General features: G+C 69.8%; 19 protein-coding genes. 16 read left to right on the forward strand and 3 right to left on the reverse strand.

The window, feature by feature from the left end; genetic code table 11:
- Positions 1–42: 42 nt before the first annotated feature.
- The 3 genes from ACIOJD_RS32395 to ACIOJD_RS32405 all read left to right on the forward strand — a co-directional run bounded on the left by ACIOJD_RS32395 (position 43) and on the right by ACIOJD_RS32405 (position 4,598).
- The gene (locus tag ACIOJD_RS32395) at positions 43–726 is read left to right on the forward strand and encodes a GntR family transcriptional regulator (protein ID WP_401919821.1); all 684 of its coding nucleotides are present in this window, start codon (positions 43–45) and stop codon (positions 724–726) included.
- Between the two features lie 83 nt (positions 727–809).
- The gene (locus ACIOJD_RS32400; RefSeq protein WP_401920013.1) at positions 810–3,512 is read left to right on the forward strand and encodes a glycosyltransferase; all 2,703 of its coding nucleotides are present in this window, start codon (positions 810–812) and stop codon (positions 3,510–3,512) included.
- A gap of 435 nt (positions 3,513–3,947) precedes the next feature.
- Complete coding sequence (locus ACIOJD_RS32405) at positions 3,948–4,598, forward strand: hypothetical protein (RefSeq protein ID WP_401919822.1); 651 nt, start codon at positions 3,948–3,950, stop codon at positions 4,596–4,598.
- Between the two features lie 258 nt (positions 4,599–4,856).
- On the opposite strand, the gene ACIOJD_RS32410 is transcribed toward ACIOJD_RS32405, so the two are convergent.
- Positions 4,857–5,651, reverse strand: coding sequence for an SLATT domain-containing protein (locus ACIOJD_RS32410; RefSeq protein WP_401919824.1), 795 nt, complete (start codon positions 5,649–5,651; stop codon positions 4,857–4,859).
- 417 nt (positions 5,652–6,068) lie between these two features.
- Between ACIOJD_RS32410 and ACIOJD_RS32415 the strand changes: the two genes are divergently transcribed.
- The 10 genes from ACIOJD_RS32415 (at position 6,069) to ACIOJD_RS32460 (ending at position 16,566) form a co-directional block, all read left to right on the forward strand.
- Positions 6,069–6,404 (forward strand): YbaB/EbfC family nucleoid-associated protein, encoded by a 336-nt coding sequence (locus tag ACIOJD_RS32415; protein WP_401919826.1) that lies wholly within the window; start codon positions 6,069–6,071, stop codon positions 6,402–6,404.
- A gap of 114 nt (positions 6,405–6,518) precedes the next feature.
- Positions 6,519–7,118 (forward strand): recombination mediator RecR, encoded by a 600-nt coding sequence (recR, locus tag ACIOJD_RS32420; protein WP_401889649.1) that lies wholly within the window; start codon positions 6,519–6,521, stop codon positions 7,116–7,118.
- Positions 7,111–7,779: a DUF5063 domain-containing protein gene (locus tag ACIOJD_RS32425; protein ID WP_401919827.1), complete on the forward strand. Its 669-nt coding sequence runs from the start codon at positions 7,111–7,113 to the stop codon at positions 7,777–7,779. Before recR ends, ACIOJD_RS32425 begins: the two co-directional genes overlap by 8 nt.
- Before the next feature lie 447 nt (positions 7,780–8,226).
- On the forward strand, positions 8,227–9,417 hold the full coding sequence (locus ACIOJD_RS32430; protein WP_401919828.1) for a glycoside hydrolase family 76 protein: 1,191 nt from the start codon (positions 8,227–8,229) through the stop codon (positions 9,415–9,417).
- 319 nt (positions 9,418–9,736) lie between these two features.
- A complete protein-coding gene (locus ACIOJD_RS32435; protein ID WP_401920014.1) occupies positions 9,737–10,474 on the forward strand; it encodes a thaumatin family protein in 738 nt (245 codons plus the stop codon).
- A 55-nt stretch (positions 10,475–10,529) separates the two neighbouring features.
- Positions 10,530–11,405, forward strand: coding sequence for a glycoside hydrolase family protein (locus tag ACIOJD_RS32440; protein WP_401919829.1), 876 nt, complete (start codon positions 10,530–10,532; stop codon positions 11,403–11,405).
- 231 nt (positions 11,406–11,636) lie between these two features.
- Positions 11,637–12,908, forward strand: coding sequence for an aspartate kinase (locus tag ACIOJD_RS32445; RefSeq protein ID WP_401919830.1), 1,272 nt, complete (start codon positions 11,637–11,639; stop codon positions 12,906–12,908).
- Positions 12,909–12,987: 79 nt separating this feature from the next.
- The gene (locus ACIOJD_RS32450) at positions 12,988–14,055 is read left to right on the forward strand and encodes an aspartate-semialdehyde dehydrogenase (protein ID WP_401919831.1); all 1,068 of its coding nucleotides are present in this window, start codon (positions 12,988–12,990) and stop codon (positions 14,053–14,055) included.
- Between the two features lie 400 nt (positions 14,056–14,455).
- Entirely contained in the window at positions 14,456–15,121 is a 666-nt protein-coding gene (locus ACIOJD_RS32455) for a SigE family RNA polymerase sigma factor (protein ID WP_401920015.1), read from the forward strand.
- Positions 15,118–16,566 (forward strand): hypothetical protein, encoded by a 1,449-nt coding sequence (locus tag ACIOJD_RS32460; protein ID WP_401919832.1) that lies wholly within the window; start codon positions 15,118–15,120, stop codon positions 16,564–16,566. Before ACIOJD_RS32455 ends, ACIOJD_RS32460 begins: the two co-directional genes overlap by 4 nt.
- Before the next feature lie 255 nt (positions 16,567–16,821).
- Here ACIOJD_RS32460 and ACIOJD_RS32465 read toward each other — a convergent pair whose 3' ends face one another.
- On the reverse strand, positions 16,822–17,574 hold the full coding sequence (locus ACIOJD_RS32465) for an SURF1 family protein (RefSeq protein ID WP_401919833.1): 753 nt from the start codon (positions 17,572–17,574) through the stop codon (positions 16,822–16,824).
- A 213-nt stretch (positions 17,575–17,787) separates the two neighbouring features.
- Positions 17,788–19,578 (reverse strand): S9 family peptidase, encoded by a 1,791-nt coding sequence (locus ACIOJD_RS32470; protein ID WP_401919835.1) that lies wholly within the window; start codon positions 19,576–19,578, stop codon positions 17,788–17,790.
- A 340-nt stretch (positions 19,579–19,918) separates the two neighbouring features.
- Between ACIOJD_RS32470 and ACIOJD_RS32475 the strand changes: the two genes are divergently transcribed.
- The 3 genes from ACIOJD_RS32475 (at position 19,919) to ACIOJD_RS32485 (ending at position 21,509) form a co-directional block, all read left to right on the forward strand.
- Positions 19,919–20,590 (forward strand): hemerythrin domain-containing protein, encoded by a 672-nt coding sequence (locus tag ACIOJD_RS32475; RefSeq protein WP_401919836.1) that lies wholly within the window; start codon positions 19,919–19,921, stop codon positions 20,588–20,590.
- A gap of 178 nt (positions 20,591–20,768) precedes the next feature.
- The gene (locus tag ACIOJD_RS32480; protein WP_401919838.1) at positions 20,769–21,047 is read left to right on the forward strand and encodes a twin-arginine translocase TatA/TatE family subunit; all 279 of its coding nucleotides are present in this window, start codon (positions 20,769–20,771) and stop codon (positions 21,045–21,047) included.
- Positions 21,048–21,152: 105 nt separating this feature from the next.
- Positions 21,153–21,509 (forward strand): ArsR/SmtB family transcription factor, encoded by a 357-nt coding sequence (locus tag ACIOJD_RS32485; RefSeq protein ID WP_401919839.1) that lies wholly within the window; start codon positions 21,153–21,155, stop codon positions 21,507–21,509.
- Positions 21,510–21,608 lie beyond the last annotated feature (99 nt).

The following is a 21,608-nucleotide window of genomic DNA, read 5'->3' on the forward strand; positions in this document are numbered from 1 at the left end:
CTGGCTTAAGGTGTCCGAAGCCGGACGAGGGGACAGAAAACCATGCCCGCCAGCGGAGCTGTGACCCGCAGTACATTGCGGCAGCAGATCGCGGACGCGCTGCGTGACGAGGTGCTCGCGGGGCGTTTACTGCCGGGGCAGGAGTTCACCGTCAAGCAGATCGCCGAGCAGTACGGAGTTTCCGCCACCCCGGTCAGGGAAGCGCTGGTCGATCTCTCCGCGCAGGACCTGCTCGACTCCGACCAGCACCGCGGTTTCCGGGTGCATCAGTTCTCCCTCGAGGACTTCCGGGGGATGGTCGAGGCCCGCTCACTGATCGTGGACGCCGTCTTCCGCGAGCTGGAGAGCGAGTACCTCGCCGCCAGAGTGCACGGCGCGACGCTGGTGTCCGTACGACGCCGGGCCGAGGAGGCCACCCGCGCGGCCCGGAGCGGCGACCTGAACATTCTCATCGGCTACGACCTGCGATTCTGGCGCGAGTTGGGCGCCCTGGTGGCCAACCGCTACGTCGCCGACTTCCTGCACAGGCTGCGCGTCCAGGCCTGGGTCTTCTCCGTACCGTTCCTCCGCGACGACGACGAGGGCGGCAAGTGGCTGTGGCACGGACATGAGCAGCTGGTCGACGCGTTCACGCTCGGCGACGTGGTGGCGGTACGGGCGGTGATAGGCGAGTACGACGATCACTCGCTCAAGTGGGCGGACCGGCTGGGGAGCCCGCGCCGGTGAGCGGGGACGGTACGAGCGTGGAGCGGAACGGCGTGGACCTGAACAGCGCGGATGCGAACGGCTTGAACAGCGCGGATACGGACATGGCGCACGCGCCCGCCGGAGGAACGGACGTGACGACCGTGGGCCCGAGCAAGAACGCCGGGAAGAAGGACGCCGGGAGCGTGGATCTGACCGTCGTCGTCCCCGCGTACAACGAGGAGCACCGGCTCCGCCCCACCCTGGACGCCATCCGCGCCCACCTGCGCGCCGATCCGGACCGCTGGGGCACGTGGGAACTGATCGTCGTGGACGACGGCTCGACCGACGCGACGGCCGCGATCGCCGCCGAGGCCGCGGCCGACGAGCCGCGCGTCCAGCTGGTCACGGGCGACGGCAACCACGGCAAGGGATACGCCCTGCGGCAGGGCGTACTGGCCTCGCGAGGCCGCCGCGTCCTGGTCACCGACGCGGACCTGGCCACCCCGATCGACGAACTCGACCGGCTCGACCAGCAGCTCACGGCCGACGGCGGCGGCGCGGCGATCGGCTCGCGCGCCCATCCCGACGCGCGGATAGAGGTACGTCAGCTGGCGCTGCGCGAGTGGCTCGGCCGGCTCGGCAACGGGCTGATACGGCTGGTCGCGGTCAACGGCATAAGCGACACCCAGTGCGGCTTCAAGCTCTTCGACGGCGAGCAGGCGCGGGCCGCCTTCGCCGGATCCCGGCTGGACGGCTGGGGCATAGACGTCGAGATACTGCGGTTCTTCCGGCGCTCGGGCTGGCCGGTGACGGAGGTGCCGGTGCGCTGGTCGCACCAACCGGGCTCCAAGGTACGGCCGCTGGACTACGGCAAGGTGCTGCTGGAGCTGGTACGGCTCAGGGCGGCGGGAGGCGGCGGCGCGGGGAGCCGTGGTGTTCTCCGTACGGATCTCGCCGTCGCCGGACTCTTCCTCCTCGCCTCCTTCTTCCTCTACAAGGGACTGTGGGCGGACCTCCACCACGCGTACCTCGCGGACGCGGGGTCGGACCAGAACCAGTGGGAGTGGTTCTTCCGGGTCACCGCCGAGAACGTCGTCCATCTGCGCAACCCGCTCTTCACCACCCTCCAGAACTTCCCCGACGGCGTGAACCTGATGGCGAACACCGTCATGCTCGGGATCTCCGTCCCCCTCACCCCCGTCACGCTCGCCTTCGGCCCGGCCGTCACCTGGGCGCTCGTCCTGACGCTCGGCCTCGCGGCCACCGCTTTCTGCTGGCACCGGCTGTTCGCGCGCCGGCTCATCGTCCACAGCCGCTGGGCGGCCGCCCTCGGCGCGGCGCTCGCCGCCTTCGCGCCGCCGATGATGTCGCACGGCAACGCGCACCCCAACTTCCTTGTGCTCTTCATGATTCCGGTGCTCATCGAGCGGGCCCTGAGGCTGTGCGAGGGCGAGCGGGTCGTACGGAACGGTGTGCTGCTCGGCCTCTTCGCGACGTACCAGATCTTCCTCGGCGAGGAGGCGCTGCTCCTCGCCGTGATGGGGATGCTGCTCTTCGCGCTCTCGTACGCGGCCGTCCGCCGCGATGTGGCACGGGCGGCGCTGCGGCCCCTGCTGCGCGGGCTGGGCATCGCCACGCTGGTCTGTCTGCCGCTGCTGGCGTTTCCGCTGTACTGGCAGTTCTTCGGGCCGCAGAGCTACCACAGCGTGCTGCACGGCGACAACGCCGGCAACAGCCCGCTCGCCTTCCTGGAGTACTCAGGGCGCGCGCTGTTCGGTGACGAGCGGACCGCCGACGCGCTGGCGATGAACCGTACCGAGCAGAACGCGTTCTACGGCTGGCCGTTGATCGCCCTCTCCGTCGGGATCCTGGTGTGGCTGTGGCGGTCCGCGGCGGTCCGGGCGCTGGCGTGCACGGCGTTCCTGGCGGCGCTGCTCTCGCTGGGACAGCGGATCCGCATCCCGTTCACGGACGTGGTGCTGCCGGGCCCCTGGCTGATGCTGGCCCATCAGCCGCTGTTCGAGTCGGTCATCGAGTCGCGGGTGGGGATGATCTGCGCACCGGCGCTGGGCGCGATGCTGGCGCTGGCGGTGGACCGGCTCGTGGACCGGCGGGGAGAGATCGGAGAGTTCGGAGAGTGGGGCGAGTTCGGAGAGCCGGGCGAGTTCGGAGAGCCGGGCGAGTTCGCAGAGCCGGAAGAGTTCGCAGAGCCGGGAGAGTCCGCAGAGCCGGGAGAGTCCGGAGAGCTGGGAGCCGCGACGGGGCTCGGCGCTCTGGAGGTGGCGTACCGGCGCCAGCGGCGGACCATCCGGACCATCGGGCTCCTGGCGGTGGCCGCGGCCCTGCTCCCGATCGTGCCGACGACCCTGCCGGTACGGGAGCGCCCGGACGTCCCGCCCTTCATCGCCGAGGGGATGTACCGCTCGTACGTCTCCAAGGGCGAGACCGTCGTGCCCGTACCGGTGCCCGACCCGGGCAACGCCGAGGCGCTGCACTGGCAGTCCGCGAGCGGCCCCGGCTTCTCCGTGCCCGGCGGCTACTTCAACGGCCCGTGGGGCGAGGACCGCCGGGGCATCTACGGCGCCCCGGCCCGCTACACCTCGAATCTGCTGCGCGATGTCCGCAACAGCGGCCAGGTCCCGGAGATCAACGCCCAGTGGCGGGCGCAGGCGCGCTTCGACCTCGCCTTCTGGAAGGCGGGTGTGGTGGTGCTCGCGCCGCAGCCCAACGACGCGGTGCTGAACGAGACGGTGGAGAAGCTGCTCGGACGCCCCGCGAAGAAGGTCGGCGGGGTCTGGATCTGGGACCTGCCGCCTGCACGGTGACCGGGAGCGCGCGCGGACCGAAGGGCTGGGAAGATATGCACGTGTGCGCGCGGAGTGGTCGGGACGTGAGCACACAAGAGGTGACGTGTGCACAAGAGGTTGGGTCAGGCACGCGCCCGTCGGCCATGACGTGCGGGTGTCCGCTGGTCGCGACGTACGGGTGCTGGTTGACCGTCATGCGTGGGTCGGCTGTCGCGTGGAGGTCGCCGTCACCGGTGGGCCGATCGTCGGATGTGGATGGTGGCCGCCCGGGGCGGGTAGGTGTTCGCTGAGCGCGACACCTGACCGAGACACACGGTGTTGGCCGACCGGGACGCCCTCACGCTGGCTGACCGGTCCCTTCGCCGAACGAGCCCGCCGCACTACGCTGTCCCGAATTACGCTGTCCCGACCATCGCGCGCACGCGTACGAATCCGTTGGAGAGCGAGCCTCCCTTGGCCTGTGACCTGTGGTTGGTCCCCCTCGTCGATGTGCTGTGCCACAGCCCCGACAATCCCTTCGCCGAAGAGATCGCCGTGTACGACAAGGCGCTCGGCGACGCCGGGCTGCCGTCCGTTCCCGTCTTCGCCTATATGCCGGGCCTTTCGGGCGATGTCGCCCCGGTCGCCGGTTTCGACTACGACGCGCTGCACTTCCTGCGGCGCGCGTATCTGCTCCAGCTCTGCGGCCTCGCGGTGACGCCGGTCGGTGAACTGGGCGGTGACTACGAGCAGTTGCTGGAGATGTTCGAGTCGACGGCCCAGCAGTCGCATCTGGTCTGGCACTACGACCACGCGGGCGCCTACGTCCCGGTGGACTATGCCTCGCCCCTCTCGAACGAGGAACTCCTCGCGGGCGGCGGCCCGCTGGGCTCCACCCAGGGCCTGCTGCGTGAGCTGGAGTTCGTCGGCCCGTCGATCGGCATCGACCCGGCCAACCCCCCGTCCGCCCCGATCCCGCCGGACCGCCCCACGTCCCTGGAGGAACCGGCGACCTCGATCCCGTACGACGACAGCCCGTTCGCCCGGGAGCGCCACGTCTGGCTGGGCCTGCACGCGGCGGCCACCCGGAGCCTGGGACAGGGCTCGATGATCATCTTCAGCTGACTGACTGACTGACTGACTGACTGGCCGCCGCCGGGCCGCCCGTCGACCGATGGGCGGCCGACGCGGGGTGAGGGCCGACGAGATCCGCGTCGGCCCCGCTTCGCGTCGGCCCCGCTTCGCGTCGGCCCCGCTTCGCGTCGGCCCCACTTCGCGTCGGCCCCACTTCGCGTCGGCCCCGCTCCCCGGTCATCCCGCTCAGCCTCGGGTCACCCGCCCCGCTCCCCGGTCACCCGCGCTCCGGGGACGACCTCTCCCCGTTCACCTCGGCTCGGGCGGCCGTTGCCTCGGCATGTTGGGGCGTGCGCCCGGCGGCAGGGGGAAGCGCCCCGGGTGCGGTACGGCGCCCTCGCCGCGCCCCCCGCCCATCGGCATCGACTGCATCACCAGCGGCGCGGGACCCGAACGGAACTCGACCATCCAGTCCGCCGTCTCCGCCCGCACCAGCTCCGTCATGTCCTCCGTGAACCTCCGCAGCACCGTCAGGCACCGCTCGGCCGCCTCGCTCGCCGTGCCCTCCGTCGGGCCGAGGACCTCCCGTACACACTCCGAGGCCCAGTCGAACTGGAGGGTCTGCAACCTGCGCTGCACCGCCTGCGCCGTCGCCAGCGCGCGCATCCACCCGGACGTCAGCCCCAGATACCGGTCGCACGCCAGGCACGCCGCGCCCAGCAGCAGCGAGAGATAACCCCAGCCCGCCGCCCCCGCCAGCGCTCCCGTGAGGTCCAGCAGCGGCAGCGCGGCGCCCACCGTGCCGGTGACGGCGGTGACGGCCCGCAGGACGCGCGCGAAGCGCCGTTTGCGTACCCGGTCGGCCAGATACCAGCCGACCGTGCGCAGCGCCCCCGTCTCGACCCAGCGGTACAGCTCGTCGAGCCGTTCCGCCGGTTCCCCCCAGTCACCGAGCGGGAACGGCCCCCCGGTCAGATCTCCGTACGGAGGACCGTCGTCGTCCTCGGTGGCCTCAGTGGCCCCTTCCGCTTCTCCGTACGCGGCACCGGGCGGGGCGGCCCCCTCGTGGGCGGGGCCTCCGGGCTGCATCTCCGGCTGGCTCACCGGGGCACTCCTCTGCGGTTACGTCTGCTAGGTCTGCTGCGTCTGCGTCTGCGTCTGCGTCTGCGTTTACGTCGGTGACTACGGTCGACTGTTGACTCGCTGCGACTCCCTGCGACCGCCCGTAACGGTGGGTGTGCGCCTCCGCGCATACGTACTGCCCCTCCGGCAATACGCGTCGCTGCGTGTGAGGATGCCCATGCAATTCCTACCGCCGAATGGTGGGCTCTGTGGATGAAATCCCGGTATTTCACCCCACGCGTGGGCCTTGATCAGGTGGAGGAGCCGGGAGGCTCTCACCCGAAAGAGTTACTCCCTGCGGGGTAGGGCGAGGTGCGCGGTGAACACGTAGGCTCGGCTTAGAGATGCATCGATGTCGAAGAGCCAGTCGACATACCAGCCGAAATACCAGGAGTAACCGTGATCCCCGGTGGTGGTCAGCCCAATATGCAAGACCTGCTCCAGCAGGCGCAGAAGATGCAGCAGGACCTCGCGCGGGCCCAGGAGGAGCTGGCGGAGATGTCGGTCGAGGGCCTGGCGGGCGGTGGCCTCGTCAAGGCGACCGTCAACGGCTCCGGCGAGCTGCTCGCGCTCTCCATCGACCCGAAGGCCGTGGACCCGGAGGACACCGAGACCCTCGCGGACCTCGTCGTGGCTTCCGTCCACGCGGCGAACCAGAACGCGCAGCAGCTCCAGCAGGAGAAGCTGGGCCCGCTCGCCCAGGGCCTCGGCGGCATGCCCGGTATGCCTTTCTGAGGCTTCCGGCCCGCCGGCCGAAGCCCTCCCGGCCTCCCGGCCAGGCTCCCGGCCTTCTAAGACTCCCCGACACCAACTAGCGTACGTACCGACCGCAGCAGGGAAGGCAATCCGTTGTACGAAGGCGTGGTTCAGGAGCTCATCGACGAACTGGGCAGGCTGCCCGGCGTCGGTCCCAAGAGCGCGCAGCGGATCGCCTTCCACATCCTCCAGGCCGAGCCGACCGACGTACGCCGCCTTGCCCACTCCCTCCTGGAGGTCAAGGACAAGGTCCGGTTCTGCGCCGTGTGCGGCAATGTCGCCCAGGAGGAGCGCTGCGGGATCTGCCGTGACGCGCGCCGCGATCCGGCGGTGATCTGCGTCGTGGAGGAACCGAAGGATGTCGTCGCCATCGAGCGCACCCGCGAGTTCCGCGGGAAGTACCACGTGCTCGGTGGCGCGATCAGCCCCATCGAGGGCGTCGGCCCCGACGATCTGCGGATCCGTGAACTGCTGACCCGGCTCGCCGACGGCACGGTCACGGAACTGATCCTGGCGACCGACCCCAATCTGGAGGGCGAGGCCACAGCGACGTACCTCGCCCGCATGATCAAGCCGATGGGCCTGAGAGTCACACGCCTGGCCAGTGGTCTGCCCGTCGGGGGCGACCTGGAATATGCCGACGAGGTCACGCTCGGGCGGGCCTTCGAGGGGAGACGACTTCTCGATGTCTGACGCAACGCTGCACGCCGTCAACCAGGATCCGGACGACTTCGCGGTCCAGATCGCCGACCAGATCGAGAGCTTCATCGTGGCCGTCACGGAGGTGGCGAAGGGCGATGAGCCCGACAGCACCGTGCCGTTCCTGCTGCTGGAGTTCTCCCAACTGATGCTGGCCGGCGGCCGTCTGGGCGCGCACGAGGACATCCTTCCCGACGAACGGTACGAGCCGGACCTCGGCCCCGAGCCGGACGTCGACGACCTGCGCGAGCGCTTCGCCCTGATACTGGAACCGATCGACGTCTACTCCGAGGTCTTCGACCCGTACGAGCCCCGCAAGGCGCCCGTCGCGTCCCGTATCTCCGACGACATCGCCGATGTCGTCACGGACCTCCGGCACGGCCTGGCCCACTACCGCGCGGGCCGGACGACCGAGGCGCTGTGGTGGTGGCAGTTCTCCTACTTCTCCAACTGGGGCTCCACCGCCTCCGCCGCCCTGCGCGCACTCCAGTCCCTGGTCGCGCACGTCCGCCTCGACCAGCCCCTCCCGGCGCTGGACGGCCTGGACACGGACCAGGGCCTGACCGAGGACGCCGAGGAGATCCTGGCGGAGGAGGCCGGCAGGGTGATGGTGGAGGAGATCGCGGGCCCGCTGGGCCTGCGTACGACCAGGTGATCCGTACGGCGGGTCGACCGGGGCGGGCCCGGCCTCGCGCGTAGCTCGCGTACACGTCCCGCGCGGCACAGTCTGCGCGGGACGTATGTACAACGTTGTAGCCGAGGAGTACGAATGGCTCGGACCCTTGCCAACGGACGACCACCGACCGGGAGTTGCCGGCAGTGAACGGCGGTGATCGCGTACCGCGACAGCGGTAGCGTGCCGGAACACCGGAACACCGGAACACCGGAACACCGGAACAAGTGAATCCTGGTCGGAGCGGTGCAGCGCCACGCGTTTCCCTGTGCCCACGCCCGCGCCACGCCCCTCACCAGGAAGGACCCCCCGTCCATGGTGTCCCAGGAGCACGAAGACCGTCGGCATGACCGCCCGCACCGGCACCCCCGACCACCTGTGGCGGTTGGTGCCGGACGCGTCCCCGGGTGGTCCGGGCCGCTCCTGGTCATGGCTGTTGTCGCCGCCCTGGTCGCTGCGTCGGTCGCGGTCCCGGCGCACGCCGCCGTGCCTGTCCGGGCGGCGATGTCCGCCGACGACCCACGCGGCCTGCTCCATGACGGCGCGGTCCGCGACTGCGGCCGGGAGACCGGTCACCAGGAGGGAAGCTGTACGCCGTGGGTACGGGCGACCCCGACCCGGTCGCGCGTGGCGGTGGACGTCCTGATGTCGTCGTACGATACGGACGAGGGCTGGTGGCGCAGCAGTTGGTGGAACTCCGCGGCCACCCTGACCGCCCTGATCGACTCCGTCCGGCGTACCGGAACGCATGACTACGACTGGGTCGTCGCGCGCACCTTCGACAAGAACAAGGGCGCCTTCGCGGCCGGCGAGCGCGCGACGGACCCGATCGAGGGGCACTTCATCAGCCGCTCCATCGATGACACCGCGTGGTGGGGGATGGCCTGGGTGACGGCGTACGACTACACCCGCGACCCCCGCTACCTGGCGGAGGCGGTCACGATCGCCGACTACCTGCGCCAGTACTGGGACACCAACACCTGTGGCGGCGGCATGTGGTGGGACCGCGAGCGTACGTACAAGAATTCCGTGACCGCCGGGCTGTATCTGCGTCTGACCGCGTCCCTGCACCGGCGCGTCGCCAACGACACGGTGTGGGGCGCGCGGGCGGCCGCCGCCGGGAACTGGTTCCTGTCCAGCGGTCTGGTCAACGCGTCCGGCCTGGTCAACGACGGGCTGACCACGGACTGCCGCAACAATGGCCAGACCGTGTGGAGTTACAACCAGGGCCTTGCCATCGGCGGCCTGCTCGAACTGTGGCGGGGCACCGGGCACGCGACGGCGCTGGCCACCGCACGGCGTCTGGCCGATTCCGCGCTGGTCAGTACGGAGCTGACCAGCGGCGGGGTGCTCACCGAGTCCTGCGATGTCGGGCAGCGGTCCTGCGACGACAACCAGAAGCAGTTCAAGGGTGTCTTCATGCGGTATCTCGACGACCTCACGGACGCCACGAGTTCGGCCACGTACCGACGGTTCGCCCGGAAACAGGCGGACACGTTGTGGGCCCACGACCGCGATTCCCTCAACAGGCTCGGCCAGCGCTGGGCGGGCACGAGCCCCAATGTGACGGACTGGCGCACCCAGGCGAGCGCACTGGGCGCGCTGACGGCGGCCGAATAGCGGGGAATTGGGGCTTCAAGGGGCACTGGGCCCAAGGGGAACTGGGCTCAAGGGGAACTGGGCTCAAAAGGAACTGGCGGGGCGCTGGGGCGGGACACATGGTTGTCACCGTTCAATGTGGCATGGCCATGACTAATGCGCGCACCACGTTCACAGCCCGCAATCCACAGCCCGCAATCCACAGCCCACAGCCCACAGCCCACAGCCCGTAATCCGTAATCCGCAGCCCGCAACCTGCAACTCGTCAATCCACTCCACGAGAGGTGTTCACATGGATGTCCGTCCACTGCCGCGTAACCAATTACCGCGTATCCGTTCCGTGTTGTCCGCTCTTCTCCTCGCTCTCGCCTGTGTACTGACCGGGGCCGCCGGCCCCGGGGCGCACGCGGCGGTCGCCGCCGAGCACACCGTCACCTTCGTCAATCAGTCCGGTCAGCGCGTGTGGATCGGCAGTACGGTCAACGCCGACGGTTCGGCGGTGCTCACCAATCTGCCCGTGCTCGACAACGGGCGGTCGGCCACCGTCACCATCCCGGAGAACTCCGGCGCCGGGCACTGGCGCGGCAAGTTCTTCGCGCGGACCGGCTGTAGCGGCAACTCGGGCAGTACGTTCCACTGCAAGGTCGCCGACTGCGGCCCGTACGCCGACCGTTGCAGCACCGGCGAACAGCCCGTGAGTCTGGCGGAGTTCAACTTCGATCCGCGGGACTCGCTGGCGCCCTGGTACAACGTCAGCTACGTCAACGCGGTCTCGGTGCCGGTGACGATCACCCCGGTCGGTGTCGCGCCCCCGTCGGACGGCGGTGAATGCGCCCAGATGGGCTGCTCGAACAAACTGCTGCCGTACTGCCCGCCCGAGAACCTGACCAAGGACCCCGCCACGGGCGCGCCGATGCTCTGCGTCAATCCCAACCGTGACGCGCAGACCAACTACAGCAGGGCGATCAACGCCCAATGCCCCAAGGCCTACGCGTGGTCGAAGCAGGACACGGTTCCGGGCAACCAGGTGATGCGCCAGTGCCGGGCGTGCAGCGGGTTCACCGTCACCTTCCACTGACGCCGGGGACCGGTCGTACCCGAGCCCCCTACACACACTGTTTGGAGCAAGCTCCATGAACAGATCTTCCACTGTGTCTTCCTCTTCCTCTTCCCCTCCTTCTCCCTTCCGTCGGCCGCTGCTGATCCTCGCGCCGCTGCTGGCTCTGCTCTTCGCGGCCTTCTTCGGCCCCGCCGCGAATGCCGAGGTCGCCGCGTCGTCGCGCAAGGGCGTGAGCGTGAACTCCGTCGCCGGCGCCTCGCAGGCGCTCGCCGATGTCGGCGCGTCCTGGTACTACAGCTGGGCCACGACTCCGGGCAGCGTCGCCAAGCCGGCGGGCACCGAGTTCGTTCCGATGATCTGGGGAGCCGGCTCGGTCACCGACGCCGAACTGGCCAAGGCCAAGGCGCAGGGCACCCAGCTCCTCGGCTTCAACGAGCCCGACATGGCGGCACAGGCCAATATGTCGGTCGAGCAGGCGCTGAACCTGTGGCCGCGGCTGCAAGCGACCGGTATGCGCCTCGGCGCGCCCTCCGTCGCCTACGGCGGCGACACCCCGGGCGGCTGGCTGGACCGGTTCATGTCCGGGGCAGCCGCGCGCGGCTACCGCGTCGACTTCATCCCGCTGCACTGGTACGGCGGCGACTTCAGCGGGGCCGCGGCCGAGCAGCTGCGCGGCTACCTCCAGGCCGTGTACAACCGCTACCACAAGCCGATCTGGCTGACCGAGTACGCGCTGATCGACTTCTCGGGCAGCGCCCCCCGCTACCCCAGCGAGCAGGAGCAGACCAACTTCGTCCGTTCGTCGACGGCGATGCTGGAGAGCCAGTCGTACGTGGAGCGCTACTCCTGGTTCACCCTGTCCACCCAGACCAGCCGGACGGGTCTCTACAACGGCATGACGCCCAACGCGTCCGGTCTCGCCTACCGGGCGGTAGGCAGGCGAGGGTAGGCAGGCGCTGGACAGGCGCTGGACAGGCGGATGCCAGGGCCTGCCGTGTGACGCGCCCCACGTTCCTGCGTGCCCCCGGGCATCGGGGGCATGCTGTCTCATCGAGCGGCCGTGTCCGCCTCCTGGGTGATCACAGAGTGAGCGGGACATCTCACGATGCGGTATAACCGGGGCGTCATACGGCCGCTCGGTAAAATGAGCCGACAGCAATGAACCGAGCGAGGAGCGCACGTGGGCCTTGTCGTGCAGAAGTACGGAGGCTCCTCCGTAGCCGATGCCGAGGGCATCAAGCGGGTCGCCAAGCGAATCGTCGACGCCAAGAAGAACGGCCACCAGGTGGTCGTCGTGGTTTCGGCGATGGGCGACACGACGGACGAGTTGATCGATCTCGCCGGACAGGTATCCCCGATCCCTGCCGGCCGTGAGTTCGACATGCTGCTGACCGCCGGAGAGCGGATCTCCATGGCCCTGCTGGCCATGGCGATCAAAAACCTGGGCCACGAGGCCCAGTCGTTCACCGGAAGCCAGGCGGGTGTCATCACCGACTCGGTCCACAACAAAGCGCGCATCATCGATGTCACGCCGGGCCGGATCAAGACCGCGCTGGACGAGGGCAATATCGCCATCGTCGCCGGTTTCCAGGGAGTCTCCCAGGACAAGAAGGACATCACTACCCTGGGACGTGGCGGCTCGGACACCACCGCGGTCGCCCTCGCGGCAGCGCTGGAGGCCGAGGTATGTGAGATCTACACCGATGTGGACGGTGTCTTCACCGCCGACCCCCGGGTCGTGACGAAGGCCCGCAAGATCGACCGGATCTCCTTCGAGGACATGCTGGAGCTGGCCAGCTCCGGCTCCAAGGTGCTGCTGCACCGGTGCGTCGAGTACGCACGCCGCTACAACATTCCGATCCATGTACGCTCCTCGTTCTCAGGGCTGCAAGGCACATGGGTCAGCAACGAGCTACAAGGGGACCGCAAGGTGGAGCAGGCCATCATCTCCGGTGTCGCCCATGACACCTCCGAGGCGAAGATCACGGTCGTCGGCGTCCCCGACAAGCCCGGCGAGGCCGCGACGATCTTCCGTGCCATCGCGAACAACGAGATCAACATCGACATGGTGGTGCAGAACGTCTCCGCCGCGACGACCGGTCTGACCGACATCTCCTTCACCCTCCCGAAGACCGAGGGGCGCAAGGCGATCGACGCGCTGGAGAAGACGAAGTCGACGATCGGGTTCGAGTCGCTGCGTTACGACGACCAGATCGCCAAGATCTCGCTCGTCGGCGCCGGGATGAAGACCAACCCGGGCGTCACCGCGGGCTTCTTCGAGGCGCTCTCGGACGCGGGCGTGAACATCGAGCTGATCTCGACCTCCGAGATCCGTATCTCGGTCGTCACCCGCGCCGACGAGGTCACCGAGGCCGTGCGCGCCGTGCACAGCGCCTTCGGTCTGGACAGCGACTCCGACGAGGCCGTGGTCTATGGAGGCACCGGACGATGACGCGTCGTCCGTCTCCGCGGCTGTACGGACATCCCGGTCGTCCGGGGTGTCCGCGGCGCGGAAGCGGAAGCGCCGCGCGATGAACGGCAGGCCGACGCTCGCGGTCGTGGGTGCGACCGGGGCCGTCGGCGCCGTGATGCTCCAGATCCTGTCGCAGCACGCCGACATCTGGGGCGAGATCCGGCTGATCGCCTCACCGCGTACGTACGGCCGCAAGCTGACCGTACGCGGCGAGGAAACCGAGGTCCTCGGGCTCTCCGAGCAGGTCTTCGACGGCGTGGACGTCGCCCTGTTTCTCGTACCGGACACGGTGTCCGCCCATTGGGCACCGCTTGCCGCGGCCCGGGGCGCGGTCGTCGTGGACAATTCGGCCGCGTTCCGGATGGATCCCGACGTACCGCTGGTCGTTCCCGAGCTGAACCCCCATGCCGTACGGACCCGGCCGCGCGGCATCGTCGCGAGTCCGGGCTGCGCCACACTGTCGATGATCGTCGCGGTGGGCGCGCTGCACGCCGAGTTCGGTGCGCGCGAGCTGGTGGTCTCCTCGTACCAGGCGGTCAGCGCCACGGGCCAGGACGGCGTCACCACGCTCCGTGACCAGCTCTCCCTCGTCGCCGGTACGGAACTGGGCACGCACCCGGGCGACGTGCGCCGCGCGGTGGGCGAGACCACCGGCCCCTTCCCCGCGCCGCTGGCGCTCAATGTCGTGCCATGGGCCGGTTCGGCCCGGCAGGACGGCTGGTCCTCGGAGGAGATGGCGATCCGCGAGGAGACACGCAAGATCCTGGACCTGCCGGAGCTGCGGGTGGCGGCGACCTGTGTCCACGTTCCCGTGATCACCGCGCACTCCCTGACCGTGCACGCCCGTTTCGAGCGCGAGGTCACGGTCGAGCGGGCGCACGAGATCCTGGCGACCTCGCCCGGCGTGGTCCTCTTCGACGACCCGGAAGCGGGCGACTTCCCCACGCCCGCCGACGTGGTGGGGACCGACCCGACATGGGTGGGCCGCGTACGGCGCTCGCTGGACAACCCGCGGGCGCTGGAGCTGTTCGTCTGCGGCGACAATCTCCGCAAGGGCGCCGCGCTGAACACCGTGCAGATCGCCGAGGCCGTCGCCGCGGGGCTGGCGAAGTCGGCGAAGCCGTAACTCCAGGTCACGCAGAGGCCGGTGGCCGAGTCGCGCAAAGGCCGTGGCCGAGTCGCCGAACGGCCGGCGGCCGACGCGTGGTCGAGGCCGATCGGCGCGAACCTGGAAGCCAAGAACCCTCAAGGCTTTGTAGGATCTGTGAACGTCCTGTGACCGAGTGTCTTGCTTATGGCACTTGAACTGGGACGTTGTCGTGTTCGACTATGTGCGTTCGTCTTCCCGCGAGAGCTCCGCAACCGCCGGCCGGTCGGGAAGCGTCTCTGTGCGCGCCCCTCTGTGGCGCCACAGAGTTGGGGCATTGGGGGGATCCGGTACGCATGAGGGCAATTGGTGCAATGTCAAACGGGGCGGCATGCGCGTACAACCCTGACGGGGGGAAGCGTGTCCAACAGGCGTGGCAGTGGCAGAGGTTCTCGACATCACAGAGGTCGGTCCGGCTCGCGGCGCGACGGTGCGCCCGCTCCGGCGGCTCCGCGATCCCGGTGGTATGCCGGTGATCGCTCCCATGCCCGCCGCGCGTCCGGCTCGTCTGCCGTCGCAGCGCGAGGGCGCTGACGAATCGATGGCAGCGGGCACCACCGTCGATCATCTGACCGAAACGTATCGCGCTCACTACCGGTCGCTGCTCGGTCTCGCGGCCCTGCTGCTGGACGACACCGCCTCCTGCGAGGACGTCGTCCAGGAGGCCTTCATCCGGGTGCACTCCGCCCGCAATCGCGTACGGGAACCGGAGAAGACGCTGGCGTATCTGCGCCAGACCGTGGTGAACCTCTCCCGGTCCGCGCTGCGCCGTCGCATCCTCGGCCTCAAACTGCTCTCGAAGCCGATGCCCGACATGGCGAGCGCCGAAGAGGGCGCGTACGACCTGCTGGAGCGGGACGCGCTGATCAAGGCGATGCGCGGGTTGCAGCGCCGGCAGCGTGAGGTGCTCTCTCTTCGGTACTTCGCGGACATGACCGAGGCGCAGGTCGCCGAGACCCTGGGGATATCCCTGGGCTCGGTGAAGGCGTACGGCTCACGCGGCATAGCGGCGCTTCGCGTTGCCATGGAGGCCGCCACATCATGAGTGAGCGCAAGGACCGGCGCGGATTCCGCCGTGGCGAAGGCCACGAAGGTGGACCGGCCGGTCCGAACGCGTCGTTGAACGACCTGACTGGGAACGGAATTGTGAACAACGGGCCGGAGAAAGAGCTGAGCGGCCCCGGTGATACGGGCGCCGGCAGTGACAGCGGCAGTGCCAGTGGCAGCGACGTCACCGGAAGTGACAGTGGTGGTGGTGGTGCGGACGGAGAGCCGGGTGCCGAACGGAGCGACGACCACAGCGGCGAGTCCCGTAGCGACTTGAACGGTGACCTGACCCGTGACCTGGACGCCGATGTTCACGGCGACGTTCACGGCGTTCATGGTGGTGTGGGCGGCGGCTCGGGTGGAGTGCGCGGCCTGAATCCGCTGAGTGGCGGTTCGGGTGGTGGGCAGGGCGGCGACCCGAGCGGGCTCTTCGACGACGGGGACGAACTGGCACTGCGCCGTCTGATGCATGGCGCCGTGGCGGACCTACGGCCGTCCGACGGAGCCCTCGACCAGCTGCGCAAGGCGGTACCGACCCGGCGGGCAAGAAAACGCCAGGCCATCGTGGGTATGGCCGCCGCCGCGCTGCTGATCGGTACGGCGGTCCCCGCGTTCGTCCATGTCGCCGGCTCCGGCGGTACGTCGGACGATCACCCCGTCAATGCCGGCCACCGCCAGGAGGCACAGGGCGGCGCGAGCGCCGACAAGCCCGGCGACGGCGTCGCGCGGGACAAGGACCGCCCTTCCGGCAAGGCGTCCGCCGAGAAGGACGACCCCGGCAAGAAGGACGAGAAGGACAAGCCCGAGTCGGAGTCGTCGGGCGGCGAAAAGGGCGACAGCTCCAAGCCCGACGAAAGCCACACCGTCTCCTCGGGCAGCTGCGGCGCGGGCCAGCTCGCCATCTCCGCCGCCGAGGCGGGCGCGCCCGACTCCGGTGGCGCGGTGTACGGCACCTTCCGTATCGCCAATGTCTCGGGCACCGACTGTTCGGTCACCGGCCGTGGCACGGTCGGCGTCCAGGCCCTGGGTGCCGCCGATCCGGCCAGAATCACCGTCGTGGCGCACACGCCGGGCGACGCGGCGACCGGTCTGCCCGACCCGTCACAGGAGTCGGCGGCACTGGTGCTGCCGCCGAACGGCGCGTACGAAGTGAAGTTCGCCTGGGTGCCTGCGGACACCTGCCCGACAACGGGCGCCTCGCCCGACCCCTCGCCCACGGACGACGGCGCGTCCGGCGGAACCAGCGCGGGTCCGGGCGCCGGCACCGGCTCCGGTTCGGACGGGTCGGGCGCGGAGACCCAACTGCGCGGCGACGGCGGCACAGCTGACGGCAGCGTCTCGGTGTCGCACATCCCGGAGGCCGGACAGCCGATCGCCCAGGCGACGATCCCCAACGCCTGCGCGGGCACGATCTACCGGACGGGCATCCTCTCCGGGACGTGACGTGACGTAACGGGACGGGACGTGACAAGGCGAGGCGCCGGTGACCTGGCGCCCCGGCCCGCCCGCCGCCCCGGTCGGCACCCAGGCGAACGGCGCCCGGCGCCCGGAGCCGAGGAAGCGGTCCTGAGGAAGTGGTCCGCGGACCTGAGGAAGCGGTACGCGGACCAGTGGGCCTGGCCGCGCCGACTCGGCCGGTCCGGTGCGGTGGTCGGGTGCGGTGGCCGGGGGGTCGGACAGTCCGGTGCGGTCGGAGCGCTACGCGGCCGTTTCCAGTCCGAGCGCCCGGTCCTTGATCGCTTCGACCTCGCGCCGGAACAGCCGGAACCACATGAAGACCACAAAGCCGGCGAAGACGAACCACTCGCCCGTGTAACCGAGGTTCTGGAAGGCCTTGAGGTCCAGCCCAGTGTTCTGCGGCGCGGTCGCGGGCACCGCCCGCAACCCGTCCGACGCCCGGTCGACGGTGATCCAGGCGTTGTACACGTCGTACGGCACGATATTGACCAGCGACGCGGCGCTGATCATGCCCAGCTGCCCCTGCGGCAGCCCGCCGCCCGCGCTCACCCCGTCGGACCCGGCCGACTCGGACGCCTGGAGCGCCCCGGTCACCGTGACCTCTCCGGTGGGCGGCGCGGGCGCCTCACGGCCCTCGGCCAGCCACCCGCGCACCACCGGCAGCGCCCGGCCGCCGTCGGTGCGCAGCATGGTCAGCACATACGAGCCGTTCGCGCCGTCCAGCTGCCGGTCGGGCACCAGGAACTGGTCCCCGTACCGGCCGCTCGCCGTGGCGTGCCGCCCGGATGTCTCCTGGTCGACCGGCAGCAGCGTCTCCACCGCCACCGCGGGGCGCTTCCCCGGATCGGGCCGTTCCTGGGCCGCCTGGTGGGTGTCCACACGGTCCTCGAAGCGACCGAGCTGCCAGGTCCCCATAAAAATACAAACGGGGATCGCCAGCACGACGAAGACGTTGATCCCCCACCATCGCGGAGTCACCAAGAACCGGTACACCCCTCCACGGTACGGAACGCCGCTCCACCCCTCGGTCCCGGGGCCCGGGTGTCGCGCCTGTCTCTCCTCTCCACCGGCCTTGTACGTACGCCGTCTTCAGCCCCTGAGGAGACCGGGCCAAGGGGTCCGCCCGGCCCCGGCCCCGGCCCCCGGCCCGGCCTCAGCCCGGTACCAAGCTCGGTGCCCGCCCCGCCTCTCGGTCCCGGCCCCGCCTCAGTCCAGCCCCAGGTGCTTCGTCGCGAAGTCCAGCTCCAGCCGCACCTGCTTGATCCGCTCCTCGACGACCAGCGAGCCATGACCCGCGTCGTACCGGTACACCTCGTGGACCGCGCCACGGGCCGCCAGCCGGTCCACGTAGTTCTCCACCTGGCGGATCGGGCAGCGGGGGTCGTTCACACCCGCCGAGATGTAGACCGGAGCCCGCACCGCGTCGACGTACGTCAGCGGGGACGACGCCTCGAAGCGCTCCGGCACCTCCTCCGGTGTGCCACCCAGCAGGGTGCGGTCCATCGCCTTGAGGGCCTCCATCTCGTCGTGGTACGCCGTCACGTAGTCGGCGACCGGGACCGCGGCGAGCCCCGCCGCCCAGGCGTCGGGCTGTGTGCCGAGGCCGAGCAGCGTCAGATAGCCGCCCCACGACCCGCCCGAGAGGACCAGCTTCGCCGGGTCGGCCAGACCGGAGGCGACCGCCCACTCACGGACCGCCGCGATGTCCTCCAGCTCGATCAGCCCGACCCGGTGCTTGAGGGCGTCGGTCCACTCCCGTCCGTAGCCGGTGGAGCCGCGGTAGTTGACCCGTACGACGGCGAATCCGTGGTCGACCCACGCGGCCGGTCCCGCGGCGAACGCGTCGCTGTCGTGCCAGGTCGGGCCGCCGTGGATCTCGAAGACCGTCGGGAACGGCCCCTCTCCCGCCGGCCGCTGCACCAGGGCATGCACCCGCCCGCCCGGTCCGTCGACCCAGGCGTCCTCGACCGGCACCGAGGCGGGCGCCGCGGCCCCCGGCGGGTCGAGCACCACCCCGCCGGCCGTGGACCGTACCTCTGGAGGCCGGGCCGCCGACGACCACAGGTACTCCACGCTTCCGTCCGGCCGGGCCGTCGCCCCCGAGACCGTCCCGGCCGGGGTCTCCACCTTGGCCAGTGCGGCCTCGGCGAAGTCGTAGCGCCACAGCTCGGCGCGTGCCTCGAAGCTGTGCGCGATCAACAGTCCCGAGGCGTCCGGATACCACTCGGCGTTGACATCGCCGGGCAGCTCGATCGCGAGGGCGGTCTCCTCGCCGGTCAGCGGGTCCCAGACGACGGGCTCCCAGCGGCCCCGCCGCTGATGGCCGATGAGCAGCCGGCTGTCCCCTTCCACCGGTGCGAACCCGAGCACCTCCAGCCCCAGCTCGCGCGTGCCGCCCTCGGTGTCGTCCAGCTCGGCCACCGTCGAGCCGTCCAGCCGCAGCACCCGTACCGCCGAGTGCATCGCGTCCCCGTGCTCGGTGTGCTCGATCGCGAGCAGCGCCCCGTCGTGCGACAGATCCCCGACCCCGGCCGACTCCCGGTGCCGGTAGATCTCTATGGGCGCCTCCCCGGGCCGTACGACATGGAGCGTCGAGCCGTCCTCGTCGGTCGACCGCCCGACGACCGCCGTGCCGTCCCGCCCGAGCGCGAGCCCGGCCGGATAGGAGGGAGCGAGGTCCGGCACCGCCGGCTCGTCGACGCTCTCGGTGAACGGCTGGCGCATCCAGACCCCGAACTCGTCCCCGTCCGTATCCGAGAACCACCAGATCCACTCGCCGTCGAGCGAGAGCACCCCGTCCGTCGTCCCGTTCGGCCGGTCCGTCGCCTGGCGCTGCTCGCCGGTCGCGCGATCCCACGCGTACAGCTCATACGTCCCCGTCGCGTTGGACACGAACAGCGCCCGCTCGGGCGCGTCCTCCGCCCAGTCGGGCAGCGATACGCGCGGCGCCCGGAAGCGCTTCTCCCACTCCGGTGTCGAACCGGTGATCTCAGTCATGACCCCATTCTGCGCCCGGCCGCCGACATCCCGTCAGCGTCCCCCTCAGCCTGTGGATAACTCCCGCGAGCGGCCCGAGAGTGGCCCGAGGGCGGCCATGTGCGGCCACGATCCGCCGACGCGCCCCGTGGGCCCGGTGCGCCGTGAAGCCGCGCGCATGGCCGCGCGGATTATAAATGGTCGCATCGCTTTAAACATACATTTCACGGCAGAAATATGGCATAGAGGAGGTAAAATTGGACTTAGTGCGCATGGCGTGAAGGTGTACGCCATGCGCTCATCGAGATGCGAGGGACCCATGATGGCTGCTCCAGCCGCACTCCGAACCGGGCAAGCGCACATGTACGAAGAGTTTCTGGCCGTACACACGATCATGCGCCGGGGGACCGCCCTCGTGTCCGAGTCGTTCGAGCGCCTCGTCGCCGGCGAACCTGTCGACGTCAAGGTGCTGGTCGGTACGGCCCGCTGGCTGATCGAGTTCGTCCACCGCCATCAGATGAGCGAGGACGGGCAGTTCTGGCCGGTCCTGCGTGACCGTTTCCCCGAAGCGGTCGCCGAACTCGACCGGGTGACCGCCGAGCATCCGGCGATCGACGTCGAGATGCACGTCCTTTCCAGGGCGGTTGACGCGATCGACGCCCCGCAACTGCCGGGGGAGCGCGAAGCGGTTCTGGTCGTCGTAGGTCGGGCCGCCCTGTCCGGGCTGCCGGCGGTGCAGGGCCTTCAGGCTCTTCTGACCAGGCACTTCGAAGAGGAGGAACCGGTTCTGCTGAGTCTGTTCCCGAAGGTGCCGGACGAGGAAGTACCGCGACTGCGTGAGGCGATCGTCGACGGAGCCCCGCACGTGGGCCCGCATCTGGTGTTCGGGCTGATGGAGGACCCGGAACTGATCCCGGGGTACGAAGTCATGATGGGCAACTTCCCGGTGCCGGTGCGCTGGATGCGACCGGTGCTCCTGGCGCGGTACCGCGCGATCAAGAAGGCGCTCGGTGCGCGTGACCAGTTCCGATAGCGTCGTTCCGGTGGCCCCGGAGCTGTGAGGGTGTCGGGGTCGGGGTCGGCCGGATGTGGGCTTGTGATGTGGGCTTGTTGGGCTCCCATGCGGTGCGGGATACTTCTACAGCACTGTAGATGCCGATGCTCCGACCGAGCCATCGGTCACTTTCGGTTCCCGGGAGAGAGCAAACCTGATGTTCGGCATTGGCGAAGTGGCCCTGATCCTCATCATCATCGTGTTGGTTCTCGGGGTGAAGAAGCTGCCTGATCTGGCCCGTTCCGCAGGCAAGTCCGCGCGCATCCTCAAGAGCGAGGCGAAGGCGCTGAAGGAGGACGGAAAGACGGCCCAGGAGCCCGGCTCCGCCTCCGGCCACGCCGATGGTGCCGGCCCCGGTGGCGCGGGGCGGGAGGGCGAGCGTCGTATCGTCACCGGCACCATCGTCGAGCGGAACGACCAGCCCGCGCGCCCCTGACGCTCCGGCCAGGGACGGGATCCGGCGGATGACGAACGGGTCCTAGACTGGGCCGACGGGTTCGGGTATTCGGGTCGACGGCCCGCGTGGGACGGGAGAACGATCGTGACGGCAGGTGTCGGCGACCTCGGAGACCCTCCCGCCGGGGTACTCGCCGAGGCGGCCGCCGCGTTCGGGCTGCTGGCGTCGTCGGCGCGGCTGCACATCGTGTGGGTGCTGGCCCAGGGCGAGTGCGATGTGAGCGGGCTCGCCGAGCGGGTGGGCGGCGCGCTTCCCGCCGTGAGCCAGCATCTGACCAAGCTGAAGCTGGCCGGTCTCGTACGGTCACGGCGCGAAGGCCGTCGGCAGGTGTATTTCGTCGATGACCCCGATGTCGTGACCGTGGTGCGGCTGATGGTCGGACAGCTGACGGACCGCGCGGCGCACGCTCCCGTACGGCACATCAGTGACGTTGGTGCCTGAGCCTCCGGTATCCGGGGCGAGTGCCCATACCGGCCCCACCAAGGGCGAGGACGAGGACCGGTGGGGCCACGACCAGTGGGGCCAGGACCGGTGGGGCCA

The organism is Streptomyces sp. NPDC088116, from assembly GCF_044741745.1.
Classification (GTDB): Bacteria; Actinomycetota; Actinomycetes; order Streptomycetales; family Streptomycetaceae; genus Streptomyces.

What these genes read in the sequence shown, in the direction of transcription:
- ACIOJD_RS32450 (WP_401919831.1), top strand. Translation starts at nt 12,988, where the DNA reads ATGAACGGCAGGCCGACGCTCGCGGTCGTGGGTGCGACCGGGGCCGTC.
- ACIOJD_RS32470 (WP_401919835.1), bottom strand. Translation starts at nt 19,578, where the DNA reads ATGACTGAGATCACCGGTTCGACACCGGAGTGGGAGAAGCGCTTCCGG.
- ACIOJD_RS32475 (WP_401919836.1), top strand. Translation starts at nt 19,919, where the DNA reads ATGTACGAAGAGTTTCTGGCCGTACACACGATCATGCGCCGGGGGACC.
- ACIOJD_RS32425 (WP_401919827.1), top strand. Translation starts at nt 7,111, where the DNA reads ATGTCTGACGCAACGCTGCACGCCGTCAACCAGGATCCGGACGACTTC.
- ACIOJD_RS32430 (WP_401919828.1), top strand. Translation starts at nt 8,227, where the DNA reads ATGGCTGTTGTCGCCGCCCTGGTCGCTGCGTCGGTCGCGGTCCCGGCG.
- ACIOJD_RS32480 (WP_401919838.1), top strand. Translation starts at nt 20,769, where the DNA reads ATGTTCGGCATTGGCGAAGTGGCCCTGATCCTCATCATCATCGTGTTG.
- ACIOJD_RS32395 (WP_401919821.1), top strand. Translation starts at nt 43, where the DNA reads ATGCCCGCCAGCGGAGCTGTGACCCGCAGTACATTGCGGCAGCAGATC.
- ACIOJD_RS32400 (WP_401920013.1), top strand. Translation starts at nt 810, where the DNA reads ATGGCGCACGCGCCCGCCGGAGGAACGGACGTGACGACCGTGGGCCCG.
- ACIOJD_RS32460 (WP_401919832.1), top strand. Translation starts at nt 15,118, where the DNA reads ATGAGTGAGCGCAAGGACCGGCGCGGATTCCGCCGTGGCGAAGGCCAC.
- ACIOJD_RS32440 (WP_401919829.1), top strand. Translation starts at nt 10,530, where the DNA reads ATGAACAGATCTTCCACTGTGTCTTCCTCTTCCTCTTCCCCTCCTTCT.